This is a genomic window from Terrabacter sp. Root181 (assembly GCF_001428505.1).
In the GTDB taxonomy this organism is placed as follows: Bacteria; Actinomycetota; Actinomycetes; order Actinomycetales; family Dermatophilaceae; genus Terrabacter.
Genome location: NZ_LMHU01000006.1, coordinates 333,166 through 355,172, shown reverse-complemented (window position 1 = coordinate 355,172; position 22,007 = coordinate 333,166). Strand labels below are relative to the sequence as shown.

Below are 22,007 nucleotides of genomic sequence, written 5' to 3'. Positions count from 1 at the left end.
GGCGCTGACATGGCCACCATCGTCACCATCGCCTCGAGCCCGTCGGTGGCGTCCCGCACGGATGCCGTCCTCGGCCACATCGAACGCCGTCTCGACGTGCGCGGCCACGCCGTCCAGCGCGTCGTCGTGCGCGACCTGCCCCCGGAGGCGCTGCTGCGTGCCGACGCCACCGACCCGCAGATCGCGGCGGTCGTGGCGCAGATCGAGGCGGCGGACGCCGTCGTCGTCACGACACCGGTCTACAAGGCGGCCTACACCGGGCTGCTCAAGACGCTGCTCGACCTGCTCCCGCAGTACGCACTGCGGGGCAAGTCGGTGCTTCCCGTCGCCACCGGCGGCAGTGCGGCGCACGTGCTCGCCGTCGACTACGCCCTGCGGCCGGTGCTCGTCTCGCTCGGCGCGGAGCACGTGACCCAGGGCTGGTTCGTGCTGGCCTCCGACGTGCAGGTCTTCCCCGCCGACGGCGGCGTGCTGCTCTCGGAGTCCGCCTCCCGAGCCCTCCACCAGGTCACGGAGTCGTTCCTCACGCACGTCGCGCGGCACCGCCGCGACAAGGTGCCGGCCCTCGACGACGACGACGTCGTGCTGCGCGTGTCCCCGCACGACGACGTCGCGGCCCCGCTCCTCGAGGACCTCGTCGTCGAGTACGGCACGCGCTACGGGCTGTCGACGCCCCACACGCAGCTGACAGAGGTCCCGGTCAGCGACTTCGAGGGACCCCACGGGGCGTTCGTCGTCGTGCTCCGAGGCGGGCAGACGATCGCCGGCGGGGCGATCCGCCGCCACGACGACGAGACCGCCGAGGTGAAGCGGGTCTGGACCCACGCCCAGTTCCGTCGTCAGGGACTCGCCCGCAGGGTCCTGATCGAGCTCGAGAAGGCCGCCGCGGGGCTCGGGTACCGGAGGATCCACCTCACCACGGGGCCACGCCAGCCCGAGGCACGCGCGCTCTACCTCGCAGCCGGCTACCTCCCGGCCTTCGACCTGCACGCCGACCCCGAGTCGATCGGCCCGCACGCCTTCGACAAGGAGCTTCCGGCGGGGACGGTCCTATCGGGCGCGTCCGCCGTGCCCGCCGTGCCCGGCGTGTCCGCCGGGTCGCCCGGGCTGCGCTCGTACCGGGACTGGGGTGCGGCGTGACCGGCCGACGGATCGTCGTCGTGGGGGCCGGACCGCGGGCGCTCGGCCTCGTCGAGCGCCTCGGCGCCAACGCGGGCGTGGTCGGCACGCCGGGGGAGCGGGTCGAGGTGCACGTCGTCGACCCGCACCCGCCGGGCACCGGTCGGATCTGGCGGGCAGCCCAGTCGCCCCTGCTCTGGATGAACTCCGAGGCGCAGGACGTCACGGTCTTCACGGACGAGTCGGTCACGTGCGAGGGACCGGTCGTGCCGGGGCCGTCCCTGTCCGAGTGGGCGGCCGGTCCCGAGGCGAGCGCCGCGGCGGCCGGGCTGTCTGCCCGCTCCTTCGCGCCCCGCGTCGTCCAGGCGGACTACCTCGACTGGGCCTGGGGACGAGTCGTCGGTTCCCTTCCGGAGGCCGTCAGCGTGCACGTCCACGCGAGCCGGGCCGTCGGACTCGTCGACCGCGGCGGGTCCCAACGCGTCGGCCTGGCCGACGGGCGGCACCTGGAGGCGGACGTCGTCGTGCTCGCGCAGGGGTATCTCGACCAGGCTCCCGCCCCGGGCGAGCAACGTCTCCTCGACGTCGCGGCCGCACATGGACTCACCTACGTCCCCCCGGGGCACACGGCCGACCTCGACCTCGACGGGCTGCAGCCGGGGGAGCCCGTCGTCGTCCGCGGGATGGGCCTGGCGTTCGTCGACCTCGTCGTCCTTCTCGGCGAAGGCCGCGGCGGCACGTTCACCGGCGACGGCACGCAGCTGACCTACCACCCGAGCGGCCGTGAGCCGGTGCTCCACGTGGGGTCACGTCGCGGCGTGCCCTACCACGCCAAGCTCGGCTACGAGGTCCGCGAGGGTGTCGCCGGACCGGCCCCGCTGCGACACCTGACCCGTGAGCGCCTCGCCACCCTCGGCGGCGGCGCGTCGGTCCTCGACTACCGGAGCCAGGTCTGGCCGCTCGTCGTGCTCGAGCTCGCGGCGGCGCACTACCGCCGGCTCTTCGAGGCCCACCCGGAGCGGACCCGAGGCACCCTCGAGGCCCTCGAGCGCGCCCTCGCCAAGGCCGACGTCACGAACGGGGAGCTCACGGCCGTCGCCGTGGCGCACCTGAGCGACCCCGAGGACGTCTTCGACATCCACCGCATCGACCGGCCGCTCGACGCCGTCCTCCACGACGGGACGTCGCCCGACGAGGTGGAGCGCCTCGTCGCAGAGCACGTCGGACACGACCTGACCCGTCGCGCCGACCCGTCGCGGTCGAGCGACCGGGCCGTCTTCGACACGCTCCTCGCGGTGTATGCCGTCCTGACCGAGCTCGTCGTGACCGGTCGCCTCCTCGACGAGGACCGGGTGCGGCACGTGGAGGGGCACTTCCACGGGCTCTTCTCGTTCCTGGCCAGCGGACCTCCGCCGCGTCGGCTCGCCGAGCTGCTGGCGCTGCACCGGGCGGGCATCGTCCGGTTCCTCGGCCCGCACCTCGAGCTCGTCATCGAGGACGGTGCCTTCGTCGGGCGCTCCGGAGACCGTGAGGTGCGGGCCCGGGCAGCCGTCGACGCGAGGCTGCCCCGACCCGACAGCGCCCTCGTCACCGACCCCCTCGTCGCCGGGCTGCTGGCCTCGGGCGAGCTGCGCTCGCGGCCCGTCACGGCTTCCGACGGGACCGCTCTCGGCGCGGGGCAGCTCGTCGACGACGCCCGGGCGCGGGCCGTCCGTGCCGACGGCAGCGTGCACCCGCACCGCTACCTCGTCGGCCCCGCGGTGTCGGGGTCCGTCGGCGCCGGAGGCTTCTCCCGGCCCCGCTTCAACGGGCCGGGGTTCCGCCAGAACGACGCCGTCGCCCGAGACCTGCTCACGGTCGCCCTGGCAGGGCGCACCACGCCCGCGCACCTCATCAGCTCCTCGTCGCACCGACCGCCACGCAGGGCACCGGTCCACGTGCGGGACCACGACGACGCCCACCGACCGCAGCACGACCCCCGAGACACCCCGAGAGAGAAGGACCACCGTCATGCCAGTTGAGTTCCTCGGCATCGCCGCCAACCACGACGGCACGGAGACGACCGCACGCAGCGCGGGCGCCCTCGACCTGTCGTACGCCACGAAGCTCGCCCGCGCCCACGAGGACAACGGCTGGGACCGCGTCCTCTTCGCCTACCACTCCGGCTCACCCGACCCCGCACAGGTCGCCGCCCACGTCGCGGCGAACACCGACCGGCTCAACCTCGTCGTCGCGCACCGGCCCAACACGGCCTACCCCACCCTGACGGCGAAGACCTTCGCCACGCTCGACCACATCAGCGACGGCCGCTTCGAGGTGCACGTCATCACCGGAGGCAGCACCGCGGACCAGGCCGCGGAGGGTGACCACCTCGACAAGGACGCCCGGTACGCCCGCACGAGGGAGTTCATCCAGATCCTCAAGCAGGCGTGGACGAGCGACGAGCCGTTCGACTTCGACGGCGAGCACTACCGTTTCGAGGGCTTCCTCGCCGACATCAAGCCGCTCCAGTCCCCGCGCCCGCGGATCTCCTTCGGCGGGTCGAGCCCGGCGGCATACGCCGTCGGTGCGCAGGAGGCTGACGTCTTCGCGCTGTGGGGCGAGCCGCTCGCCGGCACGGCGGAGCAGATCGAGACGATCCGCGCTGCCGCCGCCCATGCCGGGCGTGCCCTGCCGACGATCCAGGTCGCCTTCCGGCCGATCCTCGGAGCCACGGACGAGCTGGCCTGGGACAAGGCCGAGCGCACCCTCGGCGACATCCGGGCGCACAGAGCCGCCGGAGGCTCTGCTTCGCGGGGACGCTTGCGCCGCAACGGCTCCCAGCCCGAGAACGCAGGGTCGCAGCGGCTGCTGGCGGCCGCGGAGTCGGGGGAGCGCCACGACCGTGCCCTCTGGACCGCGACGTCGGCCGCCACGGGGGGAGGCGGGAACTCCACGGCCCTCGTCGGCACCCCCGAGACCGTCGCAGCGGCGTTGCTCGACTACTACGACCTCGGGGTGCGGATCTTCTCGGCCCGCGGCTACCACCTCTACGACGACGCCGTGGACTTCGGGCGGCACGTCATCCCGCTCGTGCGCGACGAGGTCGCGCGTCGGGAGGCGGCCGCGGCCACGGCCGACACGGCCGACACGGCCGACCGGGCGGCCGTCGCATGAGCGCCACGGACGAGTGGCTCGCGTGGCGCACCGCGCGGGAGACCGACCTCGCCCAGGAGCACGGCTGGCTCTCGCTGACCGCGTTCGCCTGGCTCCCTGACCAGGCGGCGAGCCTGCCCGGCCTCCCGGGCCGCTGGTGGGCGGACGACTCCGGAGCCCATGTCGAGGCGGAACCCGGTGAGTCCCTCCGGGTCGGGGACGAACCGATCGCCGGACGGGCCACGGCGGACGTCGAGGAGTCGGGTTCGCGACTCTGGGTGAGGCACGGGGACCGCGTCGTCGAGCTGCTCCGAAGGGGCGGGAGGCTCGCCGTGCGCACCCGTGACCCACAGGCACCGACGCGGTTGGGCTTCCGCGGCGTGCCGACGTGGGAGCACGACCCCGACTGGGTGCGACCCGGCCGGTTCACGCCGTCCGACCGCCCGGCGCGGGTGGCGGTGCGCACCGCGCGTGACGACCTCGTGCAGCACGCCACCGTCGTCGGCACGGTCGACGTCGACATCGACGGCGTGCGCCACCGACTCAGCGCGGTCGCGGCCGGAGACGGCCTGGGGCTGCTCTTCCACGACACGACGAACGGTGATGCCTCGGCGCCCTGGCGCACCGTCACGACGTCGGCGCCGGACCCCGACGGCAACGTCGTCGTCGACTTCAACCGCGCGGTCAACCTTCCCTTCGCCTTCACGGCCCATGGCACGTGCCCGGGGCCCGTCACGGGCAACCGCATCGCCGTCCCCGTCACGGCAGGGGAGAAGCGGCCGGCATGAGGTTCGCCACCTACACGCTGCTCGACACGAGCCCCGACCCGGTCACCGGAGTCGCGCGCACCCAGACGCAGGCTTTCGAGCACGTCGCGCACCAGGCCGAGTGGGCCGAACAGCTCGGGTTCGACGCGTTCGGCGTGGGGGAGCGGCACGCCCAGCGCTTCGTCTCCTCCTCGCCGCCCGTCGTCCTCGCCCACCTCGCGGCGCGCACCACTCGCATCCGCCTCATGACGACCGTCACGGTGCTCTCGCTCCTCGACCCGGTCCGCGTCGCCGAGGACTACGCCACCCTCGACCACCTGAGCGGCGGACGGCTCGACGTCGTCATCGGCAAGGGCAACGACCCGGACCAGAACGCCCTCTTCGGGCTCGACCTCGAGGGGCAGTGGGAACGCAACGCCGAGAAGTACGAGCTGCTCCGGCGGCTGTGGCGCGAGGAGCGCGTGACGTGGTCAGGCCGGTTCCGGCCCCCGCTCGTCGACGCGACCACGCAGCCGCGGCCGCTCCAGCAGCCGATTCCCGTCTGGCACGGCTCCGCCAGCTCCACCGAGTCGACCGAGCTCGCGGCGCGCTGGGGCGACCCGCTCTTCTCCGCCAACGGCTTCCACCCACTAACGAAGTACGCAGCCCTCGTGCGTCACTACCGCGAGCGGTGGGAGGCGCACGGCCACGACCCGGCGGACGCGGTCGTCGGTGCCGGGTTCCTCGGCCTGCTCGTCGCCGACACGACCCAGGCGGCGCTGCGCCTCTACGAGCCTGCCTTCGAGGCGTTCCGGCGCTCACCCGGCGCGGTCCACAACCGGCTGCCCTTCACGACCGTCGAGGAGTACGCCCGGGACAGCTCCGCGCTCATCGGTTCGCCCGCCGAGGTCGTCGACAAGATCGGTCGGTACCGCGAGGCGTTCGGCCACGAGCTCTCGGGCGTCTCGCTCGACGTGCCGGGCCTACCGGAGGCCGTCACGCGACGCAGCATCGATCGGTTCTTCGCCGACGTCGCGCCCGTCGTGCGCCGCGAGCACCCGTCGCGACAGGAGTTCAGACACGCGTTGAATGCCTGACGCACCAAAGCCGCAATCGGTGCATTCGCGCGGCTAGGTTGGCCGGGTGCAGTCATCGGTGACCCATCCCCGCAGCGCCACGCCCGGAACCGGGGGACCCCCGCCCGAGGTCGGGCCACCCCCGCGACGGTCGAGCGGACGGGCCTGGGAGTGGTCGCTCGCGGCCCTCCTGCTCCTGCCCAACCTCGTGCTCCTCATCGTCTTCACCTACCGTCCGCTGCTCGACAACATCAGGCTGTCGTTCACCGACTGGAACGTCTCCTCGCCCATCGCCAACCCCGTGGGCCTGTCGAACTACATCGAGTGGTTCGGGCGTGACGACACGAAGATCATCGTGGGCAACACGTTGGTCTTCACGGTCGCGACGGTCGGCATCTCGATGGCGGTCGGGCTCGGCCTCGCGCTGCTGCTCGACCAGAAGCTCAGGGGCCGCAACCTCGTGCGCTCGGTCGTGTTCGCGCCGTTCGTCATCTCGGGCGCCGCGATCGGCATCGCGTTCCAGTTCGTCTTCGACCCCAACTACGGCCTCATCCGCGACCTGCTGGTCCGCATCGGCGTCGGGGTCCCGGACTTCTACCAGGAGCCCGGATGGGCCCTGTTCATGGTGACCGTGACCTACATCTGGAAGAACATCGGCTACACGTTCGTCATCTACCTGGCCGCCCTCCAGGGCCGGCGCGCCGACCTCGACGAGGCGGCCGAGATCGACGGGGCGTCGGCCTGGACCCGCTTCCGCCGGGTCCTCATGCCACAGCTGCGGCCGACGACCTTCTTCCTGTCGATCACGGTGCTGCTCAGCTCGGTGCAGGTCTTCGACATCATCAACGTCATGACCCGAGGCGGTCCACAGGGCAATGCCACGACCACCCTCGTCTACCAGGTCTACCAGGAGACGTTCGTCAACCAGCGCGCCGGCTACGGCGCCACGGTCGCCACGGTCATGTTCGTCATCCTGCTCGCCGTCACGGTCGTCCAGGTGCGCTTCATGGACAGGGGGAAGAAGGCATGAGCACGTCCACCATCCTCGGGACCCTCGACGACGAGAAGGCACCTGAGGCGCCCACCCGGCGTCGGCGCCGACGCGCGTCGCACAACGTGGAGGCGTCGACCCACAACCGTGGACCGCTCTGGACCGCAGCGGGATACGCCGGCATGGTCCTCGTCGTCCTCGTCGTCGCCGTCCCGCTCTTCTGGATCCTCATCACGTCGTTCAAGGAGCGCGGCGACATCTACGTCCGTCCGGCGCAGTGGTGGCCCGACCCCGCCACCACCGCGAACTACAGCGAGCTGACGACCCGCATCCCGTTCTTCGACTACGTCCGCAACTCGGTGCTCATCACGTCCGCGACGTCGCTCGCGAAGATCATCCTCGGCGTCATCAGCGCGTACGCCCTGTCGCTGCTGCGCTTCCCGGGGCGCTCGATCGTCTTCCTCGTCGTCATCGCGGCCCTGATGGTGCCCAACCAGATCACCGTCATCAGCAACTACGCGCTCGTCGCGCAGCTCGGCTGGCGCAACACCTACCAGGGCATCATCATCCCGCTGGCCGGTGTCGCCTTCGGCACCTTCCTCATGCGCAACCAGTTCCTCAACCTGCCCGGAGAGATCATCGAGGCCGCCCGCCTCGACGGGGCGGGGCCGATGAAGCTGCTGTGGCGCGTGGTCATGCCCATGTCGTGGCCGACGCTGGTGGCGTTCGCGCTCATCACGGTGGTCAACGAGTGGAACGAGTACCTCTGGCCGTTCCTGATGGCCGACGACGAGTCGACGGCCACGCTGCCCGTCGGTCTGACGTTCCTCCAGAACAACGACGGCGTCACCAACTGGGGGCCGGTCATGGCCGGCACCGTCCTGGCGATGCTGCCGATCCTCGTGCTGTTCCTCTTCCTCCAGCGGCAGATGATCAAGGGCCTCACGGCGGGGGCCGTGAAGAGCTGAGTCCTGCTCTGCCGCAGGCCGATCCATACCAACGACCCCAACCCACCACCACAGGGAAAGGCACCATCCATGAACGAGTTCTCACGTCGAGGCTTCCTCGGCCTCGCCGGGGCCGCCGGCGTCGCCGGTCTCGCGGCCTGCGCCGGCACGGGCACGGCACCGTCGACGGGCAGCGGGGGCGGCTCGAGCAACACCATCGAGTTCTGGAGCAACCACCCCGGCAACAGCAAGCCGGTCGAGCAGGAGATCATCAAGGCCTTCGAGGCGGCCAACTCCGGCCTCAAGGTCAAGCTCGTCGACGCCGGCAAGAACTACGAGGAGGTCGCGCAGAAGTTCAACGCGTCGCTCGCCGGCGGCTCGCTGCCCGACGTCGTCGTCGTCTCGGACGTCACGTGGTTCAACTTCGCGCTCAACAAGCAGCTCAGCCCGCTCGACGAGCTGCTCGCGACGGCGAAGCTCGACACGTCCGACTACGTCGACGCGCTCTACAACGACTACAACCTCGACGACAAGCACTACGCGCTGCCGTTCTCCCGGTCGACACCGCTCTTCTACTACAACAAGGACCTCTGGAAGGCCGCCGGTCTCGAGGACCGTGGCCCCAAGGACTGGGACGAGTTCCTCACGTGGGCACCGAAGCTCAAGGCCGCCGCCGGCTCCGACAAGATCGTCATGGAGCTGCCCGACGGCTCGAACTACCTCGACTGGGTCTTCCAGAACATGGTGTGGGGCTACGGCGGTGCCTACTCCAAGGAGTGGACGCCGACGTTCTCGGACCCCAACACCGTCAAGGCCGGCACCTACCTGCAGAACCTCGCCAAGGACGGCTACCTCAAGCTCTCCAAGGACCCGGCGCCCGACTTCACGGCCGGCATCGTCGGCTGCAGCATGATGTCGACCGGATCGCTCGGCGGCGTGGCCAAGGACGCGAAGTTCCCGGTGGGCACGGCGTTCCTGCCCACGGACGGCAACTGCCCGACGGGTGGCGCGGGCGTCGGCATCCCGGCCAACATCTCCGACGACCGCAAGAAGAACGCGCTGACGTTCATCGAGTTCCTCACCAATGCCCAGAACACCGTCACCTTCACGCAGGCCACCGGGTACATGCCCGTGCGCAAGTCGGCCGTGGAGCTGCCGGAGGAGAAGGCGTTCCTCGAGAAGAACCCGAACGCGAAGACGGCGATCGAGCAGCTGCCCAAGACCCGGTCGCAGGACAACGTCCGCGTGCTGCTCCCCGGTGGTGGCGCGCGCATCGGCAAGGGCCTCGACCAGATCGTCCAGGGCCAGGACGTCGCGGCGGTCTTCAAGGCGCTCGACGCCGAGAGCCAGCAGGTCTTCGACTCGCAGATCAAGAGCAAGCTGGGCGCCTGACGCGCCACCGCACCACCTCGGTCGTATGCCGTCCGGCGGGCTCCGCGCGGACCCGCCGGACGGCGTACGAGCTCCCCACACGAACGACCCGAGAGGCCACCGATGGCAACCGTGTACTTCGACGAGGCGACTCGTCGGTTCTCCAAGGACGACGACGCCCCGGCGGTCGACGGCATCACGCTCGACATCGCCGACGGTGAGTTCCTCGTCCTCGTCGGCCCCTCGGGCTGCGGCAAGTCGACGACGCTGCGCATGCTCGCCGGCCTCGAGCCCGTCGACGGCGGCCGGATCCTCGTAGACGGACACGACCAGAAGGGCGTGCGTCCCCGCGACCGCGACATCGCCATGGTCTTCCAGAGCTACGCGCTCTACCCCAACATGTCCGCGGCCCAGAACATGGCCTTCGCCCTCGACAACGCGAAGGTGAGCAAGGCCGAGACGAAGCAGCGGGTCGCCGAGGCCGCCAAGATCCTCGAGCTCGAGCCGCTGCTCGACCGCAAGCCGGGCCAGATGTCCGGCGGGCAGCGCCAGCGCGTGGCGATGGGCCGGGCGATCGTGCGCAACCCCAAGGTCTTCTGCATGGACGAGCCGCTGTCCAACCTCGACGCCAAGCTGCGCGTCTCGACGCGTTCGCAGATCGCGGGTCTCCAGCGGCGTCTGGGGATCACGACCGTCTACGTCACCCACGACCAGGTCGAGGCGATGACGATGGGGCACCGTGTCGCGGTGCTGCGCGACGGGAGGCTCCAGCAGGTCGACACGCCGGAGCGGCTCTACGACCACCCGGTCAACACCTTCGTGGCGGCCTTCATCGGATCGCCGGCCATCACCCTCGTCGAGTCGGAGGTCCGCGAGGGTGTCGCCCGCGTCCACGGCGTATCCGTGCCGCTCGACCGTGCCGTAGCCGGCCGGGCGGGGGAGAAGGTCGTGGTGGGGCTGCGGCCCGAGTCGTGGCACGTCGTCGAGACGCCTGCGGACGGAGCCCGGGACGGGGCCGACGCGTCGGCCCTCGCGCTCAATGTCGAGCTCGTCGAGTCCCTCGGCTCCGAGTCGTTCGTCTACGGCCGTCCGGTCGGTGCGGACGAGGGCACCGACCGGGTCACGGTCCGCCTCGACAAGCGCACGCACCTGACCGTCGGCGACACGGTGCACGTCGAGCCCAACCGCGGCGAGGTCCACCTCTTCGACGCGACCTCCGGCGAGCGGATCGAGGCCTGACATGTCCGCTCGCCCCGGCCCCTGGGCCTCGGGCCGGTTCGACGTCGAGGGGCACCGTGGTGCCAAGGGGCTCGTCGTCGAGAACACCCTGGCGAGCTTCGCGGCCGCGTACGACGCCGGGGTGACCGGTGTCGAGCTCGACGTCCGGCTCACGTCCGACGGTGAGGTCGTCGTCTGGCACGACCCGGTGCTGCTGCCGGGCAAGTGCCTGCCGACCGGTCCCGACGTCGTCGGGGCCCGCGTCGCCGAGCTGACGCTGGAGCAGCTGCGCACGGTCGACGTCGGCAGCCAGACGCTCGCCGGCTTCCCGGACCAGCGCCCCTCGCCGGGCGCCCGCATCTCGACGCTGGACGAGGTGCTGGCCCACGGGCGAGAGCGCGCGCCCGACGTGTGGTGGACCATCGAGCTCAAGGTCAACCCGCTCGACGCAGGGGAGTCCGCGAGCCGGCGCCAGCTCCTCGATCGCGTCCTGTCGAGCGTGCACGACGCGGGCCTGGAGCGGCAGTGCTTCATGCACTCCTTCGACTGGGCGGTGCTCGAGCTGTCGGCCGAGCTGGCCCCCGGGGTCATCCGTTCGGCGCTCGTCGAGGCCTCCGTGACGTGGATGCCGGGCAGCCCGTGGACCGGGAGCGTGACGGTGGGGGAGTCGCATGACGACGTGTGCGCCGGTGCCGCTGCCGTGGGCGCCCAGGTGATCTCACCCGAGCACGTGCTCGTCGACGCGGACTTCGTCGACCGCGCGCACCGGGCCGGACTCGCGGTGCTGCCGTGGACGGTCAACGAGCCGGACCGCATGGTGGCGCTCGTCGAGGCGGGGGTCGACGGCATCGTCTCTGACTATCCCGACCGCGCCCTGTCGGTGCTCACCCCGGCCCCTGCCTGAGGGAAGAGGCCCCCGGCTCACCCGGCTGAGCCCCAGCGAGGGGCCGGACCCCCGTGGTCCGGCCCCTCACTTCCCCTCCGGTGCCCCGCCGGGGCGGGCGCTGTGGCGCTCGTGGCACACTCGTCCGGTCGACAGGCGCCGATGTCGGCGCTGCAACCGCCTGGTGCAGCAGCTGGGTGGGGACCCCTGGACCCCACCCATTCGCTAGAACGCCGTTCCAGCGAACTCATGATGCTTTCGAAGGACTCCGATGTCAACAGACCGGGCGTACGACAACAGTTCGAGGGCGGAGGCAGCCCTCGCGACGCGGCGCCGGATCATCGAGGCGGCCCGCGACATGCTCCTGCGCGACGGGTACCACGCGATGTCGGTCAGCGCCCTCGCCTCGAGCGCGGGCGTCAGCGCGCAGACCGTCTACAACGCCGTCGGTGGGAAGGCGGCGGTCGTCAAGGCCGTCTACGACGTGCTGCTCGTCGGTGACGACGCCCCCGTGGCCATGCAGGATCGGCCCGAGTTCCGGGCCATGTCGGCGGCCCCCGACCGCGAGAGCTTCGTGCGGGCCTACGCCGCCTTGTGCGCGACCATCTACGAGCGCGTCGGGCCCCTCCTCGGCGTCCTCCTCGCCCAGGGTCCCGGGGGCGACGCCGGCCTGCAGGAGTTCGTCGCGACCATCGACCGCGAGCGACGGGTCGGCAACACGAACGCCCTCAACGCGCTCGACGCGGCCCACGGCATACCTCCGCACCTCGACCGTGAGCGGTTCATCGACATCGTCTGGACCGTCACGGCTCCAGAGATCTACGACCGCTTCGTGCGACGGTGCGGGTGGACCCACACGATGTATGCCGCCTGGCTGGCCGAGGCGGTCGTCGCGGTCTTCGACCGCGCCAGCACCCACCAGGAGGACTGAGCATGCCCCGCCAGATCGCGACCAACACCCACGTCGACCTCGACGCGCTGCTCGACTTCGTGCGTCCGCGCCACTCCATGGTGCTCATGACGCAGCGTGCCGACGGTCGGCCGCAGGCCTCGCCAGTCACCGGCGGCGTCGACGAGCAGGGACGCATCGTGATCTCGACCTATCCCGAGCGCGCCAAGACGACGAACGCGCGCCGGAGTCCCCAGGTCAGCGTCCTCGTGCTGTCCGACGACTTCGGCGGCGAGTGGGTGCAGGTCGACGGGGACTGCGAGGTCATCGACCTCCCCGACTCCGTCGAGCCGCTCGTCGACTACTTCCGGGCCATCTCCGGCGAGCACCCGGACTGGGACGAGTACCGCCAGGCGATGCGCGACCAGGGCAAGTCCCTGCTCCGCGTCACGCCCACCCGGTGGGGCCCGGTGGCCACCGGCGGCTTCCCCGCCCGCCTCGCCTGAGCATCCCTTCCTGAACCAGCGTTCGACGCCGAGCGCAGTGTCACAGCACGGCTTTCGAGACCGAACGCAGCGTTCGGTGCTCGCTCCCGCTCGGGCGGGCGCCGGGACCCGCACGTAGGCTGGCGCCCGTGCTGCGCGTGGGAGTCACCGGTGGGATCGGGTCGGGCAAGTCCACGGTCTCGCGACGGCTGGCCGAGCTCGGCGCGCACGTCGTCGACGCCGACGCCGTCGCGCGCGAGGTCGTCGAGCCGGGGGAGCCGACGCTCGAGCGCATCCGCGAGCGCTTCGGCGTCCACGTCCTCCGCGACGACGGGAGCCTCGACCGGGCCGCCCTGGCCGCGATCGTCTTCCCCGACCGCGACGCGCTCGACGCGCTCGACGCGATCACCGGGCCGGCCATCGCCGCCCGGGTGGCGCAGCAGCGGGCGGCCGTGCCCGACGGGGTCGTCTCCGTCTACGACATGCCGCTCCTCGTCGAGCGCGGGCTCTGGGTGCACGAGCACCTCACGGTCGTCGTCGAGGCCGATGCCGAGACACGCGTGCGGCGGCTCGTCGAGCAGCGTGGCCTCTCCGCGGACGACGCCCGGCACCGCATCGCCGCCCAGGCCACCGACGAGCAACGGCGCGCGGTGGCCGACGTCGTGCTCGACAACTCCGGCACCCCGGACGATCTCGTCCGCGCCGTCGAGGCCCTCTGGCACGAGCGGCTCGTGCCCTACGAGGCGAACCTCGGGTCCGGCACCCGAGCACGACGCCCCGACCTCGCACGTGACTGCGTCGTCGAGCCGCGACCGGACTGGGAGCCCCGGGCCGAGCGCGTCGTGGCACGCCTCGCGGCAGCACTCGCGCCCACGGGTGTGGCCACGGAGGTGTCGCACATCGGGTCGACCTCCGTGCCCGGGCTGATCGCCAAGGACGTCATCGACGTCCAGGTCGGGGTCCACCACCTCGACGACGCCGACCGGGACGACGTCCGGCAGGTCCTGCGGGACGCCGGCTACGTGTCTTCCCACGGGGTCCACAGCGACACCCCCCACCCACTCGGCTCGGACCCTGCTGCCTGGGTCAAGCGCTTCCTCGGCGGCTGCGACCCCGCGAACCACGTGCACGTCCACGTGCGCGAGCACGGCTCCGCCGGCTGGCGCTTCGCGCTTCTCTTCCGTGACTGGCTGCGCCACGAGCCCGCCGAGCGCGACGCGTACGCCGCGGAGAAGCACCGACTGCTCGGCCTGCACGAGAGCACCTCCGACTACGTCGTGGCCAAGGAGGCGTGGTTCGAGGGCGCGTGGCTGCGCGCGACCGACTGGGCCGAGCGCACGGGGTGGCAGCCGCGGTAGGAGCTTGCGGCATACGCGCGCGGTGTGCGGTGTTGAGCGTGACATGCGTGGTGAGTACAAGGTTCCCGGTGGCAAGCTCGTGGCGGTCGACCTCGAGGAGGACGGCGGACGGCTGGCGCAGGTCAGCGTCTCGGGCGACTTCTTCCTCGAGCCCGACGAGGCGCTCGGCGACATCAACGCGGCGCTGACGGGCATGCCGGTCGACGCCGGTGTCGAGCAGCTGGCCGGAGCGGTGAACGGCGCGCTCGCCGACGACGTCTCGCTCATCGGCTTCACCGCGGAGTCGATCGGCATCGCGATCCGGCGTGCCCTCGGCAAGGCGACCGGGTGGGACGACCACGACTTCGACGTCATCCCGGCACGCGTGCTCGACCCGGCCCTCCACGTCGCGCTCGACGAGGTCATCGCCCGCGAGGTCGCGGCGGGGGAGCGGCCCCCGACCCTGCGGTTCTGGGACTGGGACAGCCCGCTCGTCGTCATCGGCTCGTTCCAGTCCGTCCGCAACGAAGTGGACCCGGAGGGTGCCGAGCGCCACGGCATCGACGTCGTGCGCCGCATCTCGGGCGGGGGAGCCATGTTCATGGAGCCGGGCAACACCATCACCTACTCGCTCGTCGTGCCGACCTCGCTCGTCGAGGGCCTGAGCTTCGAGCGGTCCTACTCCTTCCTCGACGAGTGGGTCATCGAGGCGCTCGCCGAGATCGGTGTCACCGCCCACTTCGTGCCCCTCAACGACATCGCGAGCGACCGCGGCAAGATCGGCGGCGCCGCGCAGAAGCGCTTCGTGTCCGGCGCCGTGCTCCACCACGTGACGATGGCCTACGACATCGACGCCGACAAGATGCTCGAGGTGCTGCGGATCGGTCGGGAGAAGATGAGCGACAAGGGCACGAAGTCGGCCAACAAGCGGGTCGACCCGATGCGCTCGCAGACGGGCATGACCCGCGACGCGATCCTCGAGTCGTTTTCCGCGACGTTCGCCCGTCGCTACCGGACGACCCTCTCCGACTACACGGCCGACGAGCTGGAGCAGGCGCAGCGGCTCGTCGACGACAAGTTCGCGACCCCGGAGTGGACCCACCGCGTGCCGTGATGTCGAGGACGGCGTGTCGGCTCCGACGTCCCCTGCGAGGCGGCAGACTGGCCGCCCGCGAACCGAAGGGACCGACCATGAAGTACGTCATCCTCATCCACTCCAACCCCCAGCCCTGGGGTCACCCGACCGGGAACTTCGTCGCCGAGGCGCTCGCGCGACCGCAGGAGGAGCGCGACGCCGGAGCCGCCGCCTTCGACGCGATGCTCGAGGAGCTCTCGAAGAGCGGCGAGCTCAAGGGTGGCGAGGCCCTGGGCGACCCGGCAGAGGCCCGGCTGTACCGGTGGGACGTGAGCGGCACGGTCGCGACGGACGGACCGTACGCCGAGAGCAAGGAGCACCTCGCCGGCTTCTTCCTGCTCGACGTCGACTCCCGGGAGCGGGCGGAGGAGCTCGCCGTGACGTTCGCGGGGCCCGGCGACACCGTCGAGCTGCGCCCCGCGTACGTGTGGGAGGAGTAGGCGAGTGGGCGCTGTCGGTCGTGCGACGTACGGTTGAGCCATGCGTCCCACGACCGACCTCCAGCGCACGGTGGCCCCCTTCGAGGTGATCTCCGAGTACACCCCGAGCGGTGACCAGCCCACGGCGATCGCCGAGCTCGCGCGGCGGGTCCGGGCGGGAGACACCGACACCGTGCTGCTCGGCGCCACCGGCACCGGCAAGTCGGCCACGACCGCCTGGCTCATCGAGCAGGTGCAGCGGCCGACGCTCGTCATGGCGCCCAACAAGACGCTCGCCGCGCAGCTGGCCAACGAGTTCCGCGAGCTGCTGCCCAACAACGCCGTCGAGTACTTCGTCAGCTACTACGACTACTACCAGCCCGAGGCGTACATCCCGCAGACCGACACCTACATCGAGAAGGACAGCTCGGTCAACGACGAGGTCGAGCGGCTGCGGCACTCGGCCACCAACTCCCTGCTGACCCGGCGCGACGTCATCGTCGTCGCCTCGGTGTCGTGCATCTACGGCCTCGGCACGCCACAGGAGTACGTCGACCGGATGGCCCGTCTCAAGGTCGGCCAGGAGGTCGTGCGCGACGACCTGCTGCGCCGCTTCGTCGAGATGCAGTACACCCGCAACGACCTCGCCTTCACGCGGGGCACCTTCCGGGTCCGCGGCGACACCGTCGAGATCATCCCGGTCTACGAGGAGCTCGCGATCCGCATCGAGTTCTTCGGCGACGAGATCGAGCGCATCTACACGCTGCACCCCGTGACGGGCGAGGTCGTCAACGAGGAGCAGGAGATGTACGTCTTCCCGGCCTCGCACTACGTCGCCGGCCCCGAGCGCATGGAGCGCGCCATCCGCGGCATCGAGCTCGAGCTCGAGGACCAGCTGGCGCTCTTCGAGAAGCAGGGCAAGCTCCTCGAGGCCCAGCGCCTGCGCATGCGCACGACCTACGACCTCGAGATGATGCGTCAGGTCGGCTTCTGCAACGGCATCGAGAACTACAGCCGCCACATCGACGGCCGCACGTCCGGCTCGGCCCCGAACTGCCTCATCGACTACTTCCCCGAGGACTTCCTCCTCGTGCTCGACGAGTCGCACCAGACGGTCCCGCAGATCGGCGCGATGTACGAGGGCGACATGTCCCGCAAGCGGATGCTCGTCGAGCACGGCTTCCGACTGCCGAGCGCCATGGACAACCGTCCGCTGAAGTGGGAGGAGTTCCTCGAGCGCATCGGGCAGACCGTCTACCTCTCGGCGACGCCGGGGGAGTACGAGCTGGCCAAGTCCGGTCCGCCCGTCGAGCAGATCATCCGACCCACCGGGCTCATCGACCCCGAGGTCGTGCTCAAGCCGACCAAGGGCCAGATCGACGACCTCATGCACGAGATCCAGGAGCGCACCGAGCGCAACGAGCGCGTCCTCGTCACCACCCTGACGAAGAAGATGGCCGAGGACCTCACCGACTACCTCCTCGACAAGGGCATCCGGGTCCGCTACCTCCACAGCGACATCGACACCCTGCGCCGGGTCGAGCTGCTCCGCGAGCTGCGCACCGGCGTCTTCGACGTCCTCGTCGGCATCAACCTGCTGCGCGAGGGTCTCGACCTGCCCGAGGTGTCGCTCGTGTCCATCCTCGACGCCGACAAGGAGGGCTTCCTCCGGTCGGCCCGGTCGCTCATCCAGACGATCGGTCGTGCGGCTCGCAACGTCTCGGGTCAGGTCCACATGTACGCCGACAAGATCACGCCCTCGATGGAGCAGGCGCTCGACGAGACCAACCGGCGCCGCGAGAAGCAGATCGCCTACAACACCGAGCACGGCATCGACCCGACCCCGCTGCGCAAGAAGATCGCCGACATCACCGACCTGCTCGAGCGCGAGGACGCCGACACCCAGGAGCTGCTCGGCTCGGGGCGCATGCAGTCCCGGGGCAAGAGCGGCGCGGGACGTGGCGCCATGGCCGCCGACGTCGGCGTCTCCGCAGGCGGTGCGACCAACCGCCCGGCCGACATGGCGGCGGCCGACCTCGCCGGTCTCATCCAGGAGCTCACGACCCAGATGCACCAGGCCGCGGCCGAGCTCCACTTCGAGCTCGCAGCACGTCTGCGCGACGAGATCGGCGACCTGAAGAAGGAGCTGCGGCAGATGAGTGCCGCGACGCGGTGAGGACCCGGTGAGGACGCGGTGAGGACGTCGTGACGGCGAAGGGCTCGGGGCGCGGTGGCGTGGCTGCCCGCCTTCGCGCTGCCGCGCTGGCGCTGCCCGGTGCGTGGGAGGACTCGCCGTGGGACGGCGACACCGTCGCCAAGGTGGGCGACAAGATCTTCGTCTTCCTCGGACCCGAGTCGGTGGGGGTCAAGTGTGCCCGGAGCCGCACGGAGGCAGACGAGTGGCTGCACCGCTACCCCGACGACGCGAGCGTCATGGCCTACATCGGCCGTCACGGCTGGAACACCCTGCGCACGACCGGGGCCATCGAGCCGGACGAGCTGCTCGAGGCGATAGAGACCTCCTACGAGATCGTCGTCTCCGGGTTGCCGCGCGGCAAGCGACCCGGGACGGCCGGCTGAGCGCGGCGCGACCGGCCGACGTCGTGCTCACGGGGCGGGACCGATTTGAGGCGCGCCGCTCGGAGTGAAAGACTCAGGCGTTCACGGAGGGGAGTATCCCCGACACGACGGGCTCGTCATCACGGAGTGGGTCTCACCGCCGCTCCCGGTCCCGTCGGTCCGGCACCACGCCGGGCGGGAGAGACCTCCGGTTACTGATCTGGTGACCGGAAGGTTGTGCCCATGAACGTTCCCGTGTGGGGTTGGTTCCTCACCATCGGTCTGATGACCGTGTTCCTCGCCGTCGACGTCTTCGTCATCGCACGGCGGCCCCACGTCCCGTCGATGGCCGAGGCCGGGAGGCACCTGGCCTTCTTCGTCGGCCTCGCCGTGCTCTTCGGACTCTTCATCTGGTTCGAGTGGGGCGGGCAGTATGCCGGTGAGTTCTACGCCGGGTGGCTCACCGAGTACTCGTTGTCCGTCGACAACCTCTTTGTCTTCCTGCTCATCATGGGCAGCTTCAAGGTGCCGAAGAAGCTCCAGCAGTCGGCCCTCATGGTCGGCATCGTCATCGCGATCATCCTGCGCGGCATCTTCATCGGGCTCGGCGCGGTCGTCATCAACGCCTACGCGTGGGTCTTCTACATCTTCGGCGCCTTCCTCGTCTACACGGCGATCAAGCTCGCGACGGGTGGCGAGAGCGACGACGACCAGTACCACGAGAACCGTTTCCTGCTCTGGGTCGAGAAGCGCTTCCCGGCTACGAAGGAGTGGCACGGCACGAGCCTGACGGTGATCGAGAACGGCAAGCGCCTGATCACGCCGATGCTCATCGTCATCCTCGCCCTGGGCACGACCGACCTGCTCTTCGCGCTCGACTCGATCCCGGCGATCTACGGCCTGACCAACGAGCCGTACCTCGTCCTGACGGCCAACATCTTCGCCCTCATGGGACTTCGTCAGCTCTACTTCCTCATCGGCGGCCTGCTCAAGAAGCTCGTCTACCTCAGCATCGGCCTCGCGGTCCTGCTCGCGTTCATCGGCGTCAAGCTCTTCATGCACGCGATGCACGAGAACAACCTGCCGTTCATCAACGGCGGCCAGCCGATCGAGGGCGTCCCCGACATCCCGATCATCGTCTCGCTCGGTGCGATTGTCCTCATCCTCGGCGTCACCACCGTCGCGAGCCTCTGGAAGTCCAGCCGAGACGCGAAGCTCGAGGCCGCGGGCGGCGCAGCCGACACCACGCGCACGGATGTCGCGCCGGACGCGTCTGCCGAGTCCGACGCCTCGACCGACGCCGCCGAGCACGAAGGCGTCACCGAGCACGACGGCGTCACCGAGCACGACGGCGTCACCGAGCACGACGGCGTCACCGAGCGCGACGGCGTCACCGAGCGCGACGGCGTCACCGCGCCCCCCGTCTCGCGCGACCAGCACTGAGGGCGTATGCCGTCACGAGCCGCCCGCCGACCGCCCGGTCGGTGGGCGGCTCGCTTTCCCGCCGATCGCTAGGTTGCGTCCATGCGAACCATCACGTCACAGCGACTGACTCTCAGGCCGTGGGACGCTGACGACACCGATTTCCTCCTCGACCTCGAGGGCCGATGGGAGGTCGTGCGCTACCTGGGAGCCGACCCCACACCCATGACCTCCCGCGACGAGGCGCTCGCCTCCGTCGCACGCCGCCGGGCCGTCAGCGAGCACCCCATCCACGGCATCTGGATCATCACCGACCACGCCGGCGCACGGCTCGGGAACCTCCTCCTCAAGCCCATCACGCTGTCGGCAGGCGAAGAGCCATCGGACCCGGCCGAGGTGGAGATCGGATGGCACGTGCACCCCGACGCCTGGGGCCACGGCTACGCGACCGAGGCCGCCGTCGCTGCGTCGGCCGACGCCTTGGCACGCGGGCAAAGCCGAGTCATCGCTGTCACCCACCCCGACAACCACGCGTCCCAGGCCGTCTGCCGGCGCCTCGGCATGCGCTACGTGGGCCTGACGACCCGGTACATGGACACCTCCTGCGAGCTGTTCGAGTGGACCGACGAGCGCTGAGCGCCACGGCCGCACGGGCCGGGTGCTGCGACCCGTGCCGAGCCGCGCTCAACCGGTCTGGTCGACGGTCATGCCGTGGCGGATCGCCGCCTGAAGAGCCTCGGCGTCGATGACTGCAAGGCGTCTGAACTTGATGCAGTAGCCCGTGACGCTGGCCTTGCCGATCGAGTCGCCAAAGGTGCGCGCCAGGTAGCCCTGGTCTGCGAGGCCGAGGACATAGACGGAGATGCCCGTCGTGTTGGCGCTCAGGCCGACGCGATAGAACTCTCGCGACGACCCGTCGGCGTAGGTGAGGGTGCGCACGCCGTAGCCGACGTTGGGGTTGGCCACGACCTTGCCGCGCTCGTCCGTGCCGTCGGTGAACCACAGCCTGCACCCCGGAAACTCCGCCAGCATCCGCGCATGCAGCAGTCGCAGGTCGGTCTGCTTGGGCTCTGGCTGACCGGCGAGGTAGGCCTCGACGAGCTCAGGGATCTCCATCTCGGCCAGATGCTAGCAACGTGGAGATGGTGCCGAACAGGGGCGAGCGGTCCTGGAGTGACGAGGGGTTGCGGCCGCGCCGTTGGCGTCGACGCCGACCCGCCTCACGTCTGGCACCAGGAAGTCACCGGTCCCGGCCTGGCGGACGGCCACGACGGGGTGGTGAACGACTACTTCCTCGTCCGCGCCACGCGCTTCGATCCCCGTGGCGCCCTGTCCGATGACGAGCTCGCCGCCGAGCACATCAGCGCGATGCGATGGTGGCGGCACGCAGACATCGCCGCATACGGCGGAACCGACCTGTTCTCCCCCCGCGACATCGCGACACCGCTGGCGGCGCTGATCGCCGGTGACGTCCCGGGCACGCCGGTGCTGCTCGGCCTGTGATCTTTCTGGATCGTGGGTCCGCTGGCTTCGGCGCCCCGGGTGATTCCGGATAGGGTCCCCGAGCATGGACATGCTCAAGGGCGACGAGATCGCCGAGGCCAGGCTGGCCGACTGGCGCAAGCTGGCCCAAGGACTGCATGCGCGCTACCTGGTCGACGACTTCGGCACCGGCGCACGGTTCGTCGTCGCCGTTGGGGAAGCGGGTGACGGGCTCGGGCACCATCCGAGCGTGTCGATCGGCACCGGGTACGTCGACCTCAAGCTGGTCAGCGCCGACGCCATCTACCGCGACGACGAAGGCGCCGAGCACGTCGTCGAATGGGTGACCCAGCAGGACGTCGAGCTTGCCCGACGGATCACCGAGATCGCCGCCGAGCACAAGGTCGACGCCGACCCGGCCTCGGTCAGCGTCCTCGAGCTCGGCCTCGACACGGCGCGCTCCGCCACCATCGCCCCGGTGTGGGCCGCCCTGCTGACCGGGAGCGCCGAGGCCCGGGGCCACGGGTCCCCGAGCGACGAGATCCGGGACGCCACCGGGCGGGTGCCGAACCTGTGGTTCGGTGACCCCGACGAGCACGAGGCCCTGCGTCAGCGGTTCCACGTCGAGGTCTACGTCGCGCCCGAGGTGGCCGAGCAACGAGTCGCCGCCGCCGTCGCGGCGGGTGGGACTGTCGTCGATGACAGCGACGCACCGTCGCTCACCGTCATCGCCGACCAGGACGGCAACACGGGAGTCCTCTGCGTGGCCGAGTCCCCAGCGAAGAAGGACTGA

The 22,007-nt window shown here is 70.7% G+C and carries 22 protein-coding genes; 21 read left to right on the top strand and 1 reads right to left on the bottom strand.

What is annotated here, in order from left to right:
• Positions 1-9 precede the first annotated feature (9 nt).
• From ssuE to ASD90_RS13400, 19 genes are all read left to right on the top strand, one after another.
• Positions 10-1,140 carry an NADPH-dependent FMN reductase gene (ssuE, locus tag ASD90_RS13490; protein ID WP_056757253.1) on the top strand — a complete coding sequence of 377 codons (1,131 nt, stop codon included), beginning with the start codon at positions 10-12 and terminating at the stop codon, positions 1,138-1,140.
• A complete protein-coding gene (locus ASD90_RS13485) occupies positions 1,137-3,140 on the top strand; it encodes an FAD/NAD(P)-binding domain-containing protein (RefSeq protein WP_056757250.1) in 2,004 nt (667 codons plus the stop codon). The genes ssuE and ASD90_RS13485 overlap by 4 nt, the downstream gene beginning before the upstream one ends.
• Positions 3,130-4,275, top strand: coding sequence for an LLM class flavin-dependent oxidoreductase (locus tag ASD90_RS13480; protein ID WP_056757246.1), 1,146 nt, complete (start codon positions 3,130-3,132; stop codon positions 4,273-4,275). Before ASD90_RS13485 ends, ASD90_RS13480 begins: the two co-directional genes overlap by 11 nt.
• Complete coding sequence (locus tag ASD90_RS13475; protein ID WP_056757244.1) at positions 4,272-5,042, top strand: DUF1684 domain-containing protein; 771 nt, start codon at positions 4,272-4,274, stop codon at positions 5,040-5,042. The genes ASD90_RS13480 and ASD90_RS13475 overlap by 4 nt, the downstream gene beginning before the upstream one ends.
• Complete coding sequence (locus ASD90_RS13470) at positions 5,039-6,097, top strand: LLM class flavin-dependent oxidoreductase (RefSeq protein ID WP_056757241.1); 1,059 nt, start codon at positions 5,039-5,041, stop codon at positions 6,095-6,097. Before ASD90_RS13475 ends, ASD90_RS13470 begins: the two co-directional genes overlap by 4 nt.
• Before the next feature lie 58 nt (positions 6,098-6,155).
• Positions 6,156-7,106, top strand: a complete 951-nt coding sequence (locus ASD90_RS13465) for a carbohydrate ABC transporter permease (protein WP_200958626.1) — start codon at positions 6,156-6,158, stop codon at positions 7,104-7,106.
• Positions 7,103-8,035, top strand: a complete 933-nt coding sequence (locus ASD90_RS13460) for a carbohydrate ABC transporter permease (protein ID WP_157623177.1) — start codon at positions 7,103-7,105, stop codon at positions 8,033-8,035. Before ASD90_RS13465 ends, ASD90_RS13460 begins: the two co-directional genes overlap by 4 nt.
• Before the next feature lie 69 nt (positions 8,036-8,104).
• Complete coding sequence (locus tag ASD90_RS13455; RefSeq protein ID WP_056757237.1) at positions 8,105-9,406, top strand: ABC transporter substrate-binding protein; 1,302 nt, start codon at positions 8,105-8,107, stop codon at positions 9,404-9,406.
• Between the two features lie 102 nt (positions 9,407-9,508).
• Positions 9,509-10,624, top strand: coding sequence for an ABC transporter ATP-binding protein (locus tag ASD90_RS13450; protein WP_056757235.1), 1,116 nt, complete (start codon positions 9,509-9,511; stop codon positions 10,622-10,624).
• 1 nt (position 10,625) lies between these two features.
• Positions 10,626-11,507, top strand: a complete 882-nt coding sequence (locus ASD90_RS13445) for a glycerophosphodiester phosphodiesterase family protein (protein ID WP_056757231.1) — start codon at positions 10,626-10,628, stop codon at positions 11,505-11,507.
• A gap of 250 nt (positions 11,508-11,757) precedes the next feature.
• Positions 11,758-12,417 carry a TetR/AcrR family transcriptional regulator gene (locus ASD90_RS13440; protein WP_082588715.1) on the top strand — a complete coding sequence of 220 codons (660 nt, stop codon included), beginning with the start codon at positions 11,758-11,760 and terminating at the stop codon, positions 12,415-12,417.
• Between the two features lie 2 nt (positions 12,418-12,419).
• Positions 12,420-12,881 carry a PPOX class F420-dependent oxidoreductase gene (locus ASD90_RS13435; RefSeq protein ID WP_056757228.1) on the top strand — a complete coding sequence of 154 codons (462 nt, stop codon included), beginning with the start codon at positions 12,420-12,422 and terminating at the stop codon, positions 12,879-12,881.
• Positions 12,882-13,009: 128 nt separating this feature from the next.
• A complete protein-coding gene (gene coaE, locus ASD90_RS13430; protein ID WP_056757225.1) occupies positions 13,010-14,218 on the top strand; it encodes a dephospho-CoA kinase in 1,209 nt (402 codons plus the stop codon).
• A gap of 43 nt (positions 14,219-14,261) precedes the next feature.
• Positions 14,262-15,311: a biotin/lipoate A/B protein ligase family protein gene (locus ASD90_RS13425; protein WP_056757223.1), complete on the top strand. Its 1,050-nt coding sequence runs from the start codon at positions 14,262-14,264 to the stop codon at positions 15,309-15,311.
• A gap of 77 nt (positions 15,312-15,388) precedes the next feature.
• Positions 15,389-15,772, top strand: a complete 384-nt coding sequence (locus tag ASD90_RS13420) for a YciI family protein (protein WP_056757220.1) — start codon at positions 15,389-15,391, stop codon at positions 15,770-15,772.
• Positions 15,773-15,812: 40 nt separating this feature from the next.
• A complete protein-coding gene (gene uvrB / locus ASD90_RS13415) occupies positions 15,813-17,927 on the top strand; it encodes an excinuclease ABC subunit UvrB (protein ID WP_056757217.1) in 2,115 nt (704 codons plus the stop codon).
• A gap of 29 nt (positions 17,928-17,956) precedes the next feature.
• Positions 17,957-18,331, top strand: a complete 375-nt coding sequence (locus ASD90_RS13410; protein WP_235506629.1) for an MmcQ/YjbR family DNA-binding protein — start codon at positions 17,957-17,959, stop codon at positions 18,329-18,331.
• A gap of 222 nt (positions 18,332-18,553) precedes the next feature.
• Positions 18,554-19,753: a TerC family protein gene (locus ASD90_RS13405; protein WP_369793604.1), complete on the top strand. Its 1,200-nt coding sequence runs from the start codon at positions 18,554-18,556 to the stop codon at positions 19,751-19,753.
• Positions 19,754-19,834: 81 nt separating this feature from the next.
• Positions 19,835-20,368 carry a GNAT family N-acetyltransferase gene (locus tag ASD90_RS13400; protein ID WP_056757215.1) on the top strand — a complete coding sequence of 178 codons (534 nt, stop codon included), beginning with the start codon at positions 19,835-19,837 and terminating at the stop codon, positions 20,366-20,368.
• Positions 20,369-20,416: 48 nt separating this feature from the next.
• Here ASD90_RS13400 and ASD90_RS13395 read toward each other — a convergent pair whose 3' ends face one another.
• Positions 20,417-20,848 (bottom strand): DUF1801 domain-containing protein, encoded by a 432-nt coding sequence (locus tag ASD90_RS13395; protein ID WP_056757212.1) that lies wholly within the window; start codon positions 20,846-20,848, stop codon positions 20,417-20,419.
• 57 nt (positions 20,849-20,905) lie between these two features.
• On the opposite strand from ASD90_RS13395, the gene ASD90_RS13390 reads away from it, so the two are divergent.
• Both ASD90_RS13390 and ASD90_RS13385 read left to right on the top strand, forming a co-directional pair.
• Positions 20,906-21,235 (top strand): hypothetical protein, encoded by a 330-nt coding sequence (locus ASD90_RS13390; protein WP_200958620.1) that lies wholly within the window; start codon positions 20,906-20,908, stop codon positions 21,233-21,235.
• Between the two features lie 64 nt (positions 21,236-21,299).
• On the top strand, positions 21,300-22,007 hold the full coding sequence (locus ASD90_RS13385; RefSeq protein WP_056757209.1) for a VOC family protein: 708 nt from the start codon (positions 21,300-21,302) through the stop codon (positions 22,005-22,007).

Bases quoted from the DNA above. Each gene is read 5' to 3' on its own strand.
- ssuE (WP_056757253.1), top strand. From the start codon at position 10: ATGGCCACCATCGTCACCATCGCCTCGAGCCCGTCGGTGGCGTCCCGC.
- ASD90_RS13480 (WP_056757246.1), top strand. From the start codon at position 3,130: ATGCCAGTTGAGTTCCTCGGCATCGCCGCCAACCACGACGGCACGGAG.
- ASD90_RS13475 (WP_056757244.1), top strand. From the start codon at position 4,272: ATGAGCGCCACGGACGAGTGGCTCGCGTGGCGCACCGCGCGGGAGACC.
- ASD90_RS13470 (WP_056757241.1), top strand. From the start codon at position 5,039: ATGAGGTTCGCCACCTACACGCTGCTCGACACGAGCCCCGACCCGGTC.
- ASD90_RS13460 (WP_157623177.1), top strand. From the start codon at position 7,103: ATGAGCACGTCCACCATCCTCGGGACCCTCGACGACGAGAAGGCACCT.
- ASD90_RS13455 (WP_056757237.1), top strand. From the start codon at position 8,105: ATGAACGAGTTCTCACGTCGAGGCTTCCTCGGCCTCGCCGGGGCCGCC.
- ASD90_RS13450 (WP_056757235.1), top strand. From the start codon at position 9,509: ATGGCAACCGTGTACTTCGACGAGGCGACTCGTCGGTTCTCCAAGGAC.
- ASD90_RS13445 (WP_056757231.1), top strand. From the start codon at position 10,626: ATGTCCGCTCGCCCCGGCCCCTGGGCCTCGGGCCGGTTCGACGTCGAG.
- ASD90_RS13440 (WP_082588715.1), top strand. From the start codon at position 11,758: ATGTCAACAGACCGGGCGTACGACAACAGTTCGAGGGCGGAGGCAGCC.
- ASD90_RS13435 (WP_056757228.1), top strand. From the start codon at position 12,420: ATGCCCCGCCAGATCGCGACCAACACCCACGTCGACCTCGACGCGCTG.
- ASD90_RS13425 (WP_056757223.1), top strand. From the start codon at position 14,262: ATGCGTGGTGAGTACAAGGTTCCCGGTGGCAAGCTCGTGGCGGTCGAC.
- ASD90_RS13420 (WP_056757220.1), top strand. From the start codon at position 15,389: ATGAAGTACGTCATCCTCATCCACTCCAACCCCCAGCCCTGGGGTCAC.
- uvrB (WP_056757217.1), top strand. From the start codon at position 15,813: ATGCGTCCCACGACCGACCTCCAGCGCACGGTGGCCCCCTTCGAGGTG.
- ASD90_RS13405 (WP_369793604.1), top strand. From the start codon at position 18,554: ATGAACGTTCCCGTGTGGGGTTGGTTCCTCACCATCGGTCTGATGACC.
- ASD90_RS13400 (WP_056757215.1), top strand. From the start codon at position 19,835: ATGCGAACCATCACGTCACAGCGACTGACTCTCAGGCCGTGGGACGCT.
- ASD90_RS13395 (WP_056757212.1), bottom strand. From the start codon at position 20,848: ATGGAGATCCCTGAGCTCGTCGAGGCCTACCTCGCCGGTCAGCCAGAG.
- ASD90_RS13385 (WP_056757209.1), top strand. From the start codon at position 21,300: ATGGACATGCTCAAGGGCGACGAGATCGCCGAGGCCAGGCTGGCCGAC.